A 13,852-nucleotide genomic window follows, 5' to 3' on the forward strand; every position below is an offset into this window, starting at 1 on the left:
GAGGCTCTGGACATCATGAAGGCCAAGGGCATTCCGGGTACCTATGGCGGCATCAAGAAGAATGTGATGCGTGAGTCGACGGGTAACCCGCGGGCGATCAACGACTGGGATGTCAACGCGAAGGCCGGTGTTCCGTCGAAGGGTCTGCTGCAGATCATCGACCCGACGTTCAAGGCGTTCCATGTCGAGGGCACCTCGTGGGACCCGTTCGACCCGGTTGCCAACATCACCGCGTCGTGTAACTACGCGGCCGGCAAGTACGGCTCGATGGACAACGTCAACTCCGCCTACTGAGCCGGAGCCAAATACCGAAAGGGCGGCAGCACTCTGCGAGAGTGCTGCCGCCCTCTCGCGTATTCACGTGACGTTGACCGCTGCCCACGCGGCGCCGACCGCCCGGTACTGGCCACTGCCCGCCCCGTAGAGATCGGCGGCGGCCCGCAGGGTTGCCGAGCGGGCGCCGTGATAATCGGTGTTCGAGGTCATGCGCTGTGTGAGTGCCTTGAACCAGATCTTCTCCGCAGCGGCCCGTCCGATGCCGGTGACCGGCTTCCCGTCATACGTCGGGCTGTCATAGGAGACGCCGTTGACGACCTTGGGGCCACTGCCCTCGGCGAGCAGGTAGAAGAAGTGATTGGCGGGGCCGGAGGCGTACTGCGGGAGGATCCGGCTGATGCCGGAGTACCAATAATCCTTGGATTGGCCGTCCTTGGACGGTTTGTCGAAGTGGCGCAGGGCGCTGTCTCCGTTGAGGTACGTGTCCTCCGCGATGAGGTAGTCGCCGGGGTCGGCCGGGTTGTCGGCGTGGAACTCCGCCGCCACGGCGAAGATGTCGCTCGTCGCTTCGTTCAGGCCTGCGGATTCCCCGCTGAACGAGAGGTTGGCGGTGGCCGCGGTGACGCGATGGGTCATCTCGTGGGTGCCGATGTCGATTCTGGTGAGGGGCCCGTAGGGAGTCACGGCGTCGCCGTACGTCATGCAGGTCCCGTAGAAGGCGTTCAGGTAATTGCTGCCGTAGTGGACCCGGCTGCAGCCGGCCCTGCCGTCGCCGGAAGCGCCTTTGCGGCCGTGGACGTCGAGGTAGTAATCCCAGAACACCGCGTGGATGTAATGAGCGGCCACGGCATCCGACTGCCGGCCACCGTCGCACCAGACATTGTCGTCGTCGGTGACCAGGACGCCGGCCCCCGTGGTGCTCTGATTCATGTCATAGGTCCGGTGATTGCCCCGCTCGGGATCGTCGAGCTCGTACCGCCCGGTGCGGGGGTTGTAGGTGGTGTCGAGCGTGACCTTCCCTACGGTGCTCCCGCAGCCGGCACCGACCGCGGGTTCGCCCGCGGCCCCGGCGGCCGGCCGGGCACCGGCGGGAGCGCCCTGCAGACCTGAGGCGAGGACGGCGGCCGCGGCGAGCAGACCGCCGGTCACGGCGCGGTGGCGGGAACGGAGGAGGGCCATTTCCGGCTCCTTCAGGCATCGGTTGCGGGAAACGTGCCGCAGTCGAGCGTGCCAGCAACCGCCGAGATTGTCAGGAGCGCGACAATGACCGGAGGCGTCGTGCGGCGGCCGGGTCTATGGCCGCCGACGCGGTGCGTAACTCACGCTCACGGGGGTGTGTGGCACCTCTGATGTTCAAGTGGGAGGTGTCACTATTTGCGCATGGTACGTAACACCGCGAAATGCGTCCTCTTCGTCGCAGCATCCGCCACGCTCGGCCTGACTGCCTGTTCCGGCTCGGACTCCGGTACGAAGAGCAGCGGCGCCACCGGCACGCACAGCCCCTCGGGCAGCGCCTCCGCAGGGGCCTCCGCTCTCACGGCCTCCGTGCGCGGCGCGCTCAAGGCCCTGGACACCGCCGACCGGGACGTACCGGGAGGGCAGTCCTTCGACCTGGAGAAGGAGACCGGCACGGGTGGTAGTCCTGTCTGGGACATCAAGACTGCGTCGAACGGCAAGGACCAGTACAACCTTTCCGTCTCCGAAGACGGCGCGAAGGTGGTGAACAAGCGCCAGGACATGACGCCGGACGACGACGTCGCCAAGCTCAAGGACGTACGGATCCCGGCCCAGGAAGCGGTGAAACTGGCCGCGGGCCACCGGCAGGGCGAGGACCTGAAGTCGATCGAGATCGACCGCAACAGCACCGGAGCGACCGTCTGGCAAGTGAGCACCGTCAAACCCGGCGCCCAGAACGGAACCGAGACGATCCTCGACGCCCGTTCCGGAAAGCTGCTCGGCGACAAGGCCGCCGACTGAGCTTGCCGACGCCGCAAGCGCCCGGCGGGAGCAGGGCTTTGGGCCACAGGCTGCCGAGGCACCGAACGGACCGCCCGCGCCACCCGGCACCCTGACGGCGTGCAGCCTTTGTATATCGACTCGCCCCGTGACCCTTCGACGGCAGAGGATGGGCCCATGGTCACGATCACCTTCGTTCAGGGCAACATCGTCGAACAGCACGTCGACGCCATCGTCAACGCGGCCAATTCCTCACTCCTCGGCGGGGGCGGCGTCGACGGCGCCATCCACCGAGCAGGCGGCCCCGCAATCCTCGACGCCTGCCGTGACCTGCGCGCCTCCCACTACGGCAAGGGCCTGGCAACCGGCAAGGCCGTGGCCACGCCCGCAGGCCGGCTCCCCGCCCAGTGGGTCATCCACACCGTGGGCCCCGTGTGGCGGAATGATCCAGCCGACTCGGCTCTGCTGGCCTCCTGCTACAGCGAATCGCTGCGGGTCGCGGACGGGCTGGGCGCGAAGACGGTCGCCTTCCCGGCCATCTCCACCGGCATCTTCCGCTGGCCGCTGGAGGACGCTGCCCGCATCGCGATCGAGACGGTGCGAGAGACGGAAACGTCGGTGGAGGAGGTCCGCTTCGTCCTCTTCGACGAGCGCGCGTACGAGGCATTCGCCGCGCAAGTAAGGTGACCTGCCTTCCTGCTGGGAGCGCCTGCCTCGCCCTGGCCCCTGCAGAGCCGCTGGGACGCCGCCACGCCACCAGGCTGTGGCATTCCGGTGGCTTTGCCTTTCGGGGACAGGAAGGGCCGTCGTCCGGCGGGGCCCCGGAGCGCAGGTGAACCGGCCGGGGGCGGGCGTGTACGGGGGTTCTTCTACCCTCGTACAGTCGGGTCGTCCCACGTCTTACGGAGCACGATGGATTCTCGTACAGCCTCGCCCGGGGGGGCCGTCGGCCTGCTGCTCGAGGACTTCTCCCTCGAAATGACCGGCAAGGACGGCCCGGCCGTCGAAGAGGCCGGACACCTCCTCCCCGCGGGTACGCGTGTCAACGTGACCTTCCTGGGCAACGAGGAGATGTCGACGCGGCTCACCGCCGCCCGTGCGGTGAAAGCCCTCGGCTTCGAGCCCGTCCCGCACGTGTCGGCCCGTCGGATGCCCTCTCGCGCGGCGTTCGAGGAGTTCCTCCGCCGGCTCCGGGCGGACGGGACGTCCGGACAGGTGTTCGTGGTGGGTGGCGACCCGGCCGTGCCGGAGGGGCCGTATGAGGACTCCCTGGCACTGATCCGGTCCGGGCTGCTGGAGCAGTACGGCGTCCAGCAGGCCGGTGTCTGCGGTTACCCGGAGGGGCACCCGGCCATCACCGGCCCGCGCCTGTGGTCGGCGCTGGAGCAGAAGGCCGCCGCGCTCTCCGAGCGTGGCATATCCGGTCACATCATCACGCAGTTCGGCTTCGACCCCGACCCGGTCCTCAGATGGATCGAGGAGGTGCGTGACCGCGGCATCCACCTGCCCGTCAGGGTCGGTGTGCCCGGGCCCGCGGGGGTGCGCAGGCTGCTGGGGTACGCGGCCCGGTTCGGCGTCGGGACCAGCGCGGGCATCGCCCGGAAGTACGGCCTCTCCCTCACCAACCTCGTGGGGGCGGCCGGCCCCGACCGGTTCCTCCGTGCCCTCTCCGAGGGCTACGACCCGCAGCGGCACGGCGCCGTCAAGCTGCACTTCTACACCTTCGGTGGCCTGCGGGCCACCGCGGAGTGGGCGGCGGGCTTCCGCGAGGCGAGCCCGTCGGCCTCATAGCGCGTGGCAGCCTCACGTCCGGTGCGGGTCCGTGACGGACGGCGCCGTCCGCCGCCGGGGCCCTGACGGACGGGGTCGAAGAAGGTCGTCGCGTCGGCCCCCGAAGCCCTGACGGGTGTCCTGCTGACCTCGGCGTGCAACCCGCTCGATCTCCAGGCACAGTCGACAATCGCCGCAATCAGCGATGAACCCCTCCTTGAGTGCCCTTATCAGTCCTGTGCGCCAACCTCAACCGCTGTTCCTGGAATTGGCTGGTTATGATCGGCATCCACTCCGAGATGGCCGGCTGTGTTTTACGAGGACTGATGACTCCCAGAGGATCCGAAGGCCCGGGCGAGCCGGTACGAAGAATCCGACGACGGGCCGTGCGCCTGCGTACCTTGCTCGTCTGGCTCGCGGTGGTGCCCACCGTGGCGATGGGCGCTCAGGTTCTCATCAGCTCCGACCGCTCGGTGCAGGAGTCCCGGCATCTGCGCAAGGACGTGGTGGCCGGCCGGCAGACCGGCGTGCCCCTGTACCGGCTCATGACCACACTGCAGTCCGAGCGCGCGATCACCGCCGCGTGGTGGTCGGGCACGCCCGTGTCCGGCGCCGATCTGCGGGACCGTCGGGCCGACACCGACCGGGCCGTGGCCGTGTTCCTGAAGTCGTCGGACCCCGATCAGCTCCATTCCGACCGGGTGAAGGACCGCCTCCGCGACGTCGCGCGGCGACTGGCCGACCTGGGCGCCCAGCGCGAACGCGCCGACGCACGCCACGGCAGCCCGGACGACGCCGTCGACTACTACACCGACGTGATCAGCGGAACGATCCGTTGCTTCGGAGACTTCAACCACGTCGGCGACGGCGGGCTGACGCAGGAGGCGCCATCACTCGTGGCCCTGTTCTCGGCAGCGGAGGTGGTGGCTCGCGAGGATGCCATCCTCGCGCTGTCGGGCCCCTCCGGAAAGCTGACGTCCGCCAGGTTCCGTGAATTCGTCGAAGCAGTGGGCGCGAGCGACTACTTGTACGACACGATCGCCCTCGATCTGCCTCTTGACGATCAGGACGCCCTCCAGCGGATCCTCACCTCGAACGCCTGGCAGACCAAGTCCCGCATCGAGAACGCGATCGTCTCCGAGCACCGGGACGTCTCTTCCGGCGTCGTGCTGCCGCCGGACGCCAGCGACTGGCGGGCGGCCTACAGCACCTTTTCCGACCAGTTGAACACCCTCGACGAGAGCGAGCTGCAGGAGCTGCTCGCCCACGCCGACGACCGGGCGGCGCAGCTGGAGAACCAGGTTCTCCTGCTGGTGGCCACAAGTGGTGCCGCCCTCCTGCTGGTCGTCGCCGTCGTGGTCTTCACCACGCGTTCGGTCCTGCGCCGCCTGCGCTCTCTCCACGACCGCACGGTGACGGTCGCCGAGGAGACCCTGCCGGACGTCGTGGACCGCCTCCAGCGCGGAGAGGCCGTCGGCACCGACGCACTGCCGCGGCCGCGGGGCGAGCAGGACGAGGTCGGACGGATCAGCGACGCCTTCGCCCGCGTCGTCGCCGTATCCGTCGAGGGACACCGGAAGCTCGCCGACGAGCGACAGGGCTTCAGCGTGTTCGCCTCCGGTATCGCCGCACGGACCGGGAACCTGGTCAGCCGGCAGCTCGCCCTCACCGAGCACATCCAGGACACCTTCGGTCAGGACGAGGCACTCCTCGCCGACCTCATGAGGTCCGATCAGCTCACGGTGGGCATGCGGAGGCAGATCGAGAACCTGCTCATCCTGGCGGGTGGCGAGATCGCCGACCCGCACATGGAGCACATGCGCATCGCCGACCTGCTGCGGGAGGCGGCCGCCGAGGTCGAGGACTTCCGGCGCATCGACCGGCACGCCATGGACGAGACCAGTGTGGAGGCCGGCGTGATCAGCCAGCTCAGCCACCTCCTGGCAGAGCTGCTGGACAACGCCACGCGCTTCTCCCCGCCGACGGCGAGGGTCGCCATCCGGTCCGAACTGGTCGGCGACGGCCTCTGCATCGAGATCGAGGACCGTGGCCCGCGGGTGACCGCCGAGAGGTACGAGGAGATGAACGGCCGGCTGCACTCGGCCCCGCCGTACTCCGAGCTGGCCCGGAACGCGCACCGGCTCGGCCTCTTCGTGGTCGGCCACCTCGCCGACCAGCTCGGGGCGACGGTCACGCTGCGCCGGTCGGCGTTCGGCGGCACGTCCGCCGTTGTGATCGTCCCAAGTGAGCACCTCGTGCCGACCCAGGAGGGCACCGCGGTGCCCGAGCCGGCGAAGGAGGCCGCGCCCGTACCGCAGCCCGCACAGCCCGCCGAGGAGGGGCGGCCGAAGCTCGTCGTGCGCAAGCGGACCGGTGATCCGGCGGGCGGCCCCGCTCCCCGGGCGTCGGAACTGCCGCGCCGCCCGCGGAAGGAGCAGGTGCGGCAGGCCGGGAACACGGCGCCGGAGGCACCGCCCCGGTCCGGCTCCGGGGACGTCCCCGGCCGGCCGGCTCTCCCTGAGCGCGTCCCGCAGACCCACATGGCCCAGCGGCTCCACGAGCCGCGTGCGGACGGACCTGTGGGCCGGGACGCCGCCACGCCCGAAGAGGTGGCCGACGCCTGGGCGGACTACGAAGACAGCACCAGGCAAGTGGAACTCGAGCTCCGACAGGACCAGTCATGACGACGACACAGAACGATGCGATCTACAGCATCCTGGACAACAACCTGAGCAGGATCGCGGGGATCCAGGGAGCCGTACTCCTGGCCAACGACGGGATCAAACTCAGCGCCTACATGCTGGAACGGGACCAGGCCGAACGGGTGGCCGCGGCGGCCTCCGGCATCGCGTCCACCATGAAGGCCATCTCGCGGGAGATCGACGGCGGCGGAGTGATCCGCCAACTCGTCGAGATGGACGACCGGTACCTGTGCATCGTCGGGTGCGGATCGGGCAGCACGCTGATCGTGGTGGCCTGCCGCAAGGCACGGCTCGGAGAACTGGGCGGCGAGACGGTCCGCGCCGCGCAGGCGCTCGGCGAGTGGCTGGACACCCCCGAACGCTCACAGGCGCCCACGTCGTAATGGCGGCCGACCCCCAGCCCGGACGGCGCCGCCGGACGCGGCTGTACGCCCTCACCGACGGGCGCACAGCCGCATCCCGCCATGGTCTGACGATGGACACCGTGATCACAGCGGCTGCTGACCCCGGCCACGGTCACGGCAGCCTGCCCACGGAGTGGCAGGAGATCCTCACCATGTGCCCGTCGCCGAACGGACGGGCGGTCGCCGAGATCGCCGCCCGGATGCGGATGCGTCTGACTCCCATGGTGGTCCTGCTCGGCGAGCTGCTGGAGCGCGGTCTGATCCGCCACCGGCCGCCGCTGGACGCCTCCGAGACCTCCAACGTCCACCTGCTCATGAAAATCAGGGACAACCTTGCCCGACTATGACACCGCCGCACCGGAAGCGTCCCCCGTCAAGATCCTCATCGCCGGGGGCTTCGGAGTCGGCAAGACGACTCTGGTCGAAGCGGTCTCGGAGATCGATCCGCTGCGCACCGAGGAGCGGCTGACGTCCGCGGGCGTGGGGGTCGACGACCTCGACGGCATCGAGAGCAAGACGGCGACCACGGTCGCGATGGACTTCGGCCGCATCACCCTCACCGACGCCGGAGTGGTCCTGTACCTCTTCGGCACTCCGGGCCAGGAACGCTTCTGGTTCATGTGGGACGACCTGCTGAACGGGGCGCTCGGGGCGATCGTCCTGGTCGACACCCGGAGGCTGGACCGCAGCTTCGCCGCCGTCGACTTCTTCGAGAACCGCGGACTGCCGTTCATCGTCGGTGCGAACTGCTTCAACGGCGAGCAGCCGTACACCGCCGACGAGATCAAGGCCGCCCTGCACCTGAGAGACCCGGACACCCCCGTCCTCCTGCTCGACGCCCGTTCCCGGGAGGACGTCCGCGGCTGCTTGCTCTCGCTGCTGGACCGGCTCATCACCCAGGCGCGCGTCACCGCGCCCGTCTGACCGCGGACGGCCTGTTGCGGCACACCCTCATTTTCTGGTGAGCGATGGCGGTCTGATCGGCGGTGGGTAAACGCTCCACACGGTCGGGCCCGTACACAGTGCGACGGAGGACCGCTCGGATCTGCTCGCCTCCTGCTACCGCGAGTCCCTGCGCGTGGCGGACGAACTGGGCACCCGCACGGTCGCCTTCCCGGCCATCTCCACCGGCATCTACCGCTGGCCGATGGAGGACGCGGCGCGCATCGCGGTCGAGACGGTGCGGACGGCGGAGACGGTGGTGGAGGAGGCGCGGTTCGTCCTCTTCGACGAGCGGGCGTACGAAGCCTTCGCCGGGCAGGAGCGCTGACTCCTTGGGGAAGAGTCGAGATGCTCTGGAGGGCCGGGTACGGCCGGGCGCCCCGGCCCGGTCACTGCCAGGTCGCGGAGGCCGCGAGTGTGGGCTAAACAGAGCACATGAGATGTATTCGGCGCAGGTGCTCATCATGAGCAGGGCTTGCACATACCTCCCTTGCGCGCTCGCCATACGGGCAGCCCTCAACCGGTGATGCGCAGGCTCGTGGCCGGGGGAATGCTCATTGCGTTGGCATTCACCGTCTTCCAAGTGCTCGGCTATCACAGCGATACGCTTCCCCCGGCAAACAACGATGTCTATCGCTATACGGTCGAGGCCCACAGTGCAACTGGTGTCAGTTCCGCTGAAGCAGTCCGCAGGGCAGCCGCGGACTGGTGTGGCTCACAGTACGACCAGGACACGGCCTCCCGCCGGGTCGAGGGTGCCGTCGGTGCGAAACCGAACCCCAAGCTCTACAGCGACTGCCTGGATTGGCTGATCCGTCACGACGGGACGACCGAGCGGTACAAGGAGATCTTCTACGCCCGGCCCGCGTATCCGTTCCTCGCCTCACTGATTGCACCTCTCACCGGAGTGTGGGCAGGGCTGTGGGTTGTTTCCCTTTTGTTCACCCTGGTGGGCGGTGCTCTGGTGATCGTCCTGATCCGGCTTGCGGGCGGCAGCACCCGTGCCGCCTGGGTCGGCGAGATTCTCTTCTTCACCCTGCCCACCGGCAGCGTGGGTGTGCAGCGGCTCACCGACGGTCCTGCCGTCACCATCACTCTTGCGGCGTTGACCGGCGCGGTTCTGCTTGCTTGCCGTCGCTCCTTGCTGCCTGGGGTGGTCACGCTCTGTGGTGCTCTCACGCTCGGCTACTTCGTCCGCTACTCGGCCTTCACTCTGCTGAGCGCGGCCCTACTGGCGGCCTCGCTGGTATGCCTGGGGCGGCGTCGCTCTCGTCATGCCGGAACTGTCGCACTCGCCGGAGTGTCCTTCGCCGGTCTTGTGGGAATCACCGTCGGGGCTCGCCTCATGGGCTGGCCCGGGGCCTCGAGCACCATGCAGGACACCTTCACCGACCACTTCAAGCAACCGGACATCGCCGACCCCGTTCACCACTTGATCAGGCTCAACATCCAATTCTGGTCGTACGTGCCCTGGCAGAGCCACGCCACTGCCTTCCTGCCACTCGCGCTGTGCGGCCTGTCTCTCGCCGCGCTCCGGCGCACCGACTTCACCGTCACCGTCCTCGTCGCCGCGGCTGCTCTCACCGGCGTCCTCACCGTGATGGCGCATCCCGTCTACGGCCAGTACACCCGCCTCATCCTCCCTGTCTGGCTGCTTCCCGTCCTCGGACTGCCTTTCCTGTCACTCCGGAAAGGTCCCACCGGAGACCGCAAATCAAGCGATGCGACGCCAGGCGTGGTGGATTGCGACTGCGGCCGACGAAACCCACGTCAGGGCGCCTGACGCAAGGGGCGCCTCTCGTTGGTCCTGCCGCCCTGACAGCACGTTATCGGCCACCTCGATCATGGAATGGGTTGCGCCGGGACCCGCACAGGTGCCTCTGCCTCAGCTTGATCGACGTACTCGGCTCGCTCAAAATGCGGGTCATCGCGGCATAGCAGACACGATCGCCGTCCTTGGTCGCCACTGGTCTCCCCAGGTGCCCGGGGTGGGCTGTGCGAGCCCGCGTTCCTTCAGTGGCGCAAAAGCGTCGGTACCCCCTCGGCCGTCTCGACCAACATCATTACGCGCTGCTTCACTTGCGCGGCGGGAGCTCCTCATCGCCCGATCGGGCTATTCCAGGGGCTCCCTCTTGACGCATGTGCCCCTATGGAAGGACCGAGATGCCAACCGCAGCGCACCGGCAGCAGCCGGAGCAGCCCGAACAGCAAGCAGGCCGGGCACAGCTCAGCCTGGGGGTCGCCGCTGCGCGGAACCTGGCGACGACCACCAAGAGCGTCCCGCAGATGCAGGGCCTCAGCTCGCGGTGGCTGCTGCGCATGCTGCCCTGGGTGGAAGTGAAGGGTGGCACGTACCGGGTCAACCGGCGCCTGGTGTACGAGGTCGGTGACGGCCGGGTCACCTTCGTCCAGGAAGGGACCGCGGTCAAGGTCGTTCCCGCCGAGCTCGGGGAACTGCCGCTGCTGCGCGGATTCCACGACGACGAGGCGCTGCGGGCGCTGGCCGAGCGGTGCCGGCAGCAGGAGTACGAACCCGGCCAGGTGATCGTCGAACGGGGCCGGTCCGTCGACCACGTCTATCTGATCGCACGCGGCAAGGTGGAGAAGGCCGGCACCGGCAAGTACGGCGACGAGACCCGGCGCGGCGTGCTGGCCGACGGCGGGTTCTTCGGCGCGCAGGCGGTGGCCGAGGAGCCGGGCGAGTGGGAGTTCACGGCGCGCGCGATGACGGCGTGCACCGTACTGGCCCTGCCCCGGGCCGCGTACGAGGAGGTGGCGGGCCGCAACGAGCGGCTGCGGGCCCACGTCCGGCGGCGCCAGGCCGAGAAGGCACGGCCGCAGAACAAGAAGGGCGAAGCGAACATCGCCCTCGCCTCCGGCCACACCGGCGAGCCGGTGCTGCCGGGCACCTTCGTCGACTACGAGCTCGCCCCCCGCGAGTACGAACTGAGCGTGGCCCAGACGGTTCTCCGGGTGCACAGCCGGGTCGCCGACCTCTACAACGACCCGATGGATCAGGTCGAGCAGCAGCTGCGGCTGACCATCGAGGCGCTGCGCGAGCGTCAGGAGGCCGAGCTCGTCAACAACCCCGAGTTCGGACTGCTGCACAACGCCGACTACAGCCAGCGCATTTCCACCCACTCCGGCCCGCCCACCCCCGACGACATGGACGAGCTGCTGAGCATGCGACGGGGGACCAAGGCATTCTTCGCCCACCCCCGGGCCGTCTCCGCCCTCGCCCGCGAGTGCAACAAGCGGGGTCTGTCCTTCGGCAGCGCCGACGTGGGCGGCCACCCGGTTCCCGCCTGGCGGGGCGTGCCGATCCTCCCCTGCGGCAAGATCCCCGTCTCGGACGAGGGCACTTCCGCCATCCTCGCCATGCGTGTGGGCGAGGCCGAACAAGGGGTGGTCGGCCTGCGGCAGACCGGCATCCCCGACGAGTACGAACCGGGCCTGAACGTACGGTTCATGGGCATCAACGATCAGGCCCACATCTCCTACCTGGTGAGCACCTACTACTCGGCAGCCGTCCTCGTCCCCGACGCGCTCGGCGTCCTCGAGAACGTCGAGGTCTTCCACACCCCGTCCTGACGGGCACCACACCCCCCGGAACGGAGAGAAGAACCTGTGTCACTGCTGTCCCGGATCACCGCCCCCACGGCCCGTCACGACGTGGCGCGGCTCGTGGCCACGCTGCTCACCCACCACCAGGGCATGCGCCGTTCCGCGCCGAGGGCGCTGCCCGGAACCACCCCCGGTCCAGTGGGCAGAGCCGTGCCGGGAGGGCCGACGGGGCTCGGCACCTCCGCCGCCCGTATTGCGGCCGGAAAAGCAACCGGGAAACCGGCCGACGACGCCCCCGGTACTCCACGCACCCCCGGCGCCCCGGACGAGCGCGGTGGTACCGGTGTCCCGGAGCTGTACTGCCCGCCCGCGGTCCGGGACGACCCGGCACTCGGCCGGGAGGTCAACGACCGGCTCGTGGAGTGGGCCGAGGAGATCGGAATCTACGCCGGACGGCTCGACCGCGTCCGCGCGGCCGATTTCGGGCGCCTGATGATGCTGGCCCATCCCGATACCGACGACGCGGACCGGCTGCTGGCGGCAGGGAAGTGCGCGCTGGCGGAATGGGCGACGGACGACTACTACTGCGACGACGAGACCGTGGGCTCCAGGCCCGACCTCCTCGGCTCGCACCTCGGGCTCGCCTACGCGGCCGTCGACCCCGCCCACCTCCCGGCCCGGTACGTGCCCGCATGGGAAAGGGACATGCGCGACGACCCCGTCCGGGTCGCCCTGCGCTCGGGTCTCGAGCACCTGGCCCGTTATGCGGAGCCGTCCCAGGTGGCCAGGCTGCGGCACGAGGTCGCCGTCCTCTTCGTGGGCTACGGCCAGGAAGGCTCCTGGCGGTCCCGGGGCCACATGCCCAGCGTCCACGAATACCTGGCCCACCGTCAGATCAACAGCTTCCTGCCCTGCATCGCGCTGACCGACGTGGTGGGCGGCTACGCGCTGCCCGCCACCGAGTACGCCGACCCGCGAGTGCGCCGCGCCGTGACGACGGCTGCCACGGCCGGCACGCTCGTCAACGACCTGTACTCGATGACGAAGGAGCACGACTCCTCGGGTGTGGAGTTCAACCTGCCCACCGTGATCGCCGAGGAGGAGCGGTGCTCGCCGCGCGAGGCGATCGAGCGGAGTGCGGAGATCCACGACGAGCTGGTCCGCGCCTTCGAGACGGAGGCCGCGGCCCTCGCCCTCACCGGCTCACCCCAGCTGCGCCGGTTCCTCGGGGGAGTGTGGGCCTGGCTCGGCGGCAACCGCGAATGGCACAGCGGCAGCCCCCGCTACAACGGCGCCTGAGCCCGCCGTCGCCCCTCTTCTTTGTCACCCCACACATACCCGCACGCTGTAAGGAGCACATCCCATGACGACCACGCCCGCCCCCGCCGGCGTCCTGCGCACCGCCTACCAGAAGTCCGTCGCGGAGTACTGGAACAATGAGAAGGACCCGGTCAACCTGCGCCTGGGCGACGTCGACGGCCTCTACCACCATCACTACGGGATCGGCGACTACGACCCCTCCGTCCTGGAGGGCCCGCGGGAGACCCGGGACGAGCGCATCATCGAGGAACTGCACCGGCTGGAGTCGGCACAGGCCGACGTCTTCCTCGACCACCTGGGCCCCATAGCGCCCGACCAGCGCCTGCTGGACGCCGGCTGCGGCCGCGGCGGCACCAGCATCATGGCCAACGCACGCTTCGGCTGCCAGGTCGACGGCATCTCCATCTCCCAGTCCCAGGTCGACTTCGCCAACGGCCAGGCCCGCAAGCGCGGCGTGGACGACAAGGTCCGCTACCACTTCCGCAACATGCTGGACACCGGCCTCCCCACCGGTACCTTCCAGGGAATCTGGAACAACGAGTCCACCATGTACGTGGACCTGGCCGAACTCTTCTCCGAGCACGCCCGTCAGCTGGCCCACGGCGGCCGCTACGTCACGATCACCGGCTGCTACAACGACGTCACGGGGGGTCGCTCGAAGGCGGTCAGCCGCATCGACGAGCACTACACCTGCAACATCCACCCCCGCAGTGCCTACTTCAAGGCCATGGCCGCCAACGGTCTCGTGCCCATCAACGTCGTCGACCTCACCGCGGCCACGATCCCGTACTGGGAGCTGCGCGCCCAGTCCTCACTTGCCACCGGCGTCGAGGACCCGTTCCTGACCGCGTACCGCGAAGGCAGCTTCCACTACCTCCTCATCGCCGCCGACCGCATCTGACCACCCGCCCCCGCTCG

General features: G+C 69.1%; 13 protein-coding genes and 1 pseudogene. 13 read left to right on the plus strand and 1 reads right to left on the minus strand.

All coding sequences use genetic code 11. The features are described 5' to 3' along the window. The coding region (locus tag AB0F13_RS25655; protein ID WP_362086802.1) for a transglycosylase SLT domain-containing protein at positions 1-294 on the plus strand (294 nt) is incomplete at its 5' end. A gap of 63 nt (positions 295-357) precedes the next feature. Here the strand turns inward: AB0F13_RS25655 and AB0F13_RS25660 are convergent. Then, entirely contained in the window at positions 358-1,455 is a 1,098-nt protein-coding gene (locus AB0F13_RS25660; RefSeq protein ID WP_362086805.1) for a M4 family metallopeptidase, read from the minus strand. A gap of 201 nt (positions 1,456-1,656) precedes the next feature. Here AB0F13_RS25660 and AB0F13_RS25665 point away from each other — a divergent pair, with 201 nt between their 5' ends. The 12 genes and pseudogenes from AB0F13_RS25665 (at position 1,657) to AB0F13_RS25720 (ending at position 13,835) form a co-directional block, all read left to right on the plus strand. Further along, positions 1,657-2,253 carry a PepSY domain-containing protein gene (locus AB0F13_RS25665; protein WP_362086808.1) on the plus strand — a complete coding sequence of 199 codons (597 nt, stop codon included), beginning with the start codon at positions 1,657-1,659 and terminating at the stop codon, positions 2,251-2,253. Positions 2,254-2,409: 156 nt separating this feature from the next. Then, positions 2,410-2,919, plus strand: a complete 510-nt coding sequence (locus AB0F13_RS25670) for an O-acetyl-ADP-ribose deacetylase (protein WP_362086811.1) — start codon at positions 2,410-2,412, stop codon at positions 2,917-2,919. 225 nt (positions 2,920-3,144) lie between these two features. Then, positions 3,145-4,023, plus strand: a complete 879-nt coding sequence (locus AB0F13_RS25675) for a methylenetetrahydrofolate reductase (protein WP_362086814.1) — start codon at positions 3,145-3,147, stop codon at positions 4,021-4,023. A gap of 365 nt (positions 4,024-4,388) precedes the next feature. After that, a complete protein-coding gene (locus tag AB0F13_RS25680; protein WP_362086817.1) occupies positions 4,389-6,686 on the plus strand; it encodes a nitrate- and nitrite sensing domain-containing protein in 2,298 nt (765 codons plus the stop codon). Further along, positions 6,683-7,087, plus strand: a complete 405-nt coding sequence (locus AB0F13_RS25685) for a roadblock/LC7 domain-containing protein (protein WP_362086820.1) — start codon at positions 6,683-6,685, stop codon at positions 7,085-7,087. Before AB0F13_RS25680 ends, AB0F13_RS25685 begins: the two co-directional genes overlap by 4 nt. Next, positions 7,087-7,455: a DUF742 domain-containing protein gene (locus tag AB0F13_RS25690; protein WP_362086823.1), complete on the plus strand. Its 369-nt coding sequence runs from the start codon at positions 7,087-7,089 to the stop codon at positions 7,453-7,455. Before AB0F13_RS25685 ends, AB0F13_RS25690 begins: the two co-directional genes overlap by 1 nt. Beyond that, the gene (locus AB0F13_RS25695; RefSeq protein ID WP_362086826.1) at positions 7,442-8,032 is read left to right on the plus strand and encodes an ATP/GTP-binding protein; all 591 of its coding nucleotides are present in this window, start codon (positions 7,442-7,444) and stop codon (positions 8,030-8,032) included. Before AB0F13_RS25690 ends, AB0F13_RS25695 begins: the two co-directional genes overlap by 14 nt. A 73-nt stretch (positions 8,033-8,105) precedes the next feature. Continuing rightward, positions 8,106-8,378, plus strand: a pseudogene (locus tag AB0F13_RS25700) (macro domain-containing protein); the annotation flags it as partial. Between the two features lie 234 nt (positions 8,379-8,612). Continuing rightward, entirely contained in the window at positions 8,613-9,833 is a 1,221-nt protein-coding gene (locus tag AB0F13_RS25705) for a hypothetical protein (protein ID WP_362086829.1), read from the plus strand. A gap of 380 nt (positions 9,834-10,213) precedes the next feature. After that, positions 10,214-11,641 (plus strand): family 2B encapsulin nanocompartment shell protein, encoded by a 1,428-nt coding sequence (locus tag AB0F13_RS25710; protein WP_362086832.1) that lies wholly within the window; start codon positions 10,214-10,216, stop codon positions 11,639-11,641. A gap of 36 nt (positions 11,642-11,677) precedes the next feature. Then, positions 11,678-12,913, plus strand: coding sequence for a family 2 encapsulin nanocompartment cargo protein terpene cyclase (locus tag AB0F13_RS25715; RefSeq protein WP_362086835.1), 1,236 nt, complete (start codon positions 11,678-11,680; stop codon positions 12,911-12,913). 64 nt (positions 12,914-12,977) lie between these two features. Next, positions 12,978-13,835, plus strand: coding sequence for a geranyl diphosphate 2-C-methyltransferase (locus AB0F13_RS25720; protein WP_362086838.1), 858 nt, complete (start codon positions 12,978-12,980; stop codon positions 13,833-13,835). Positions 13,836-13,852 lie beyond the last annotated feature (17 nt).

This window comes from Streptomyces sp. NPDC026206 (genome assembly GCF_040638465.1).
Classification (GTDB): Bacteria; Actinomycetota; Actinomycetes; order Streptomycetales; family Streptomycetaceae; genus Streptomyces.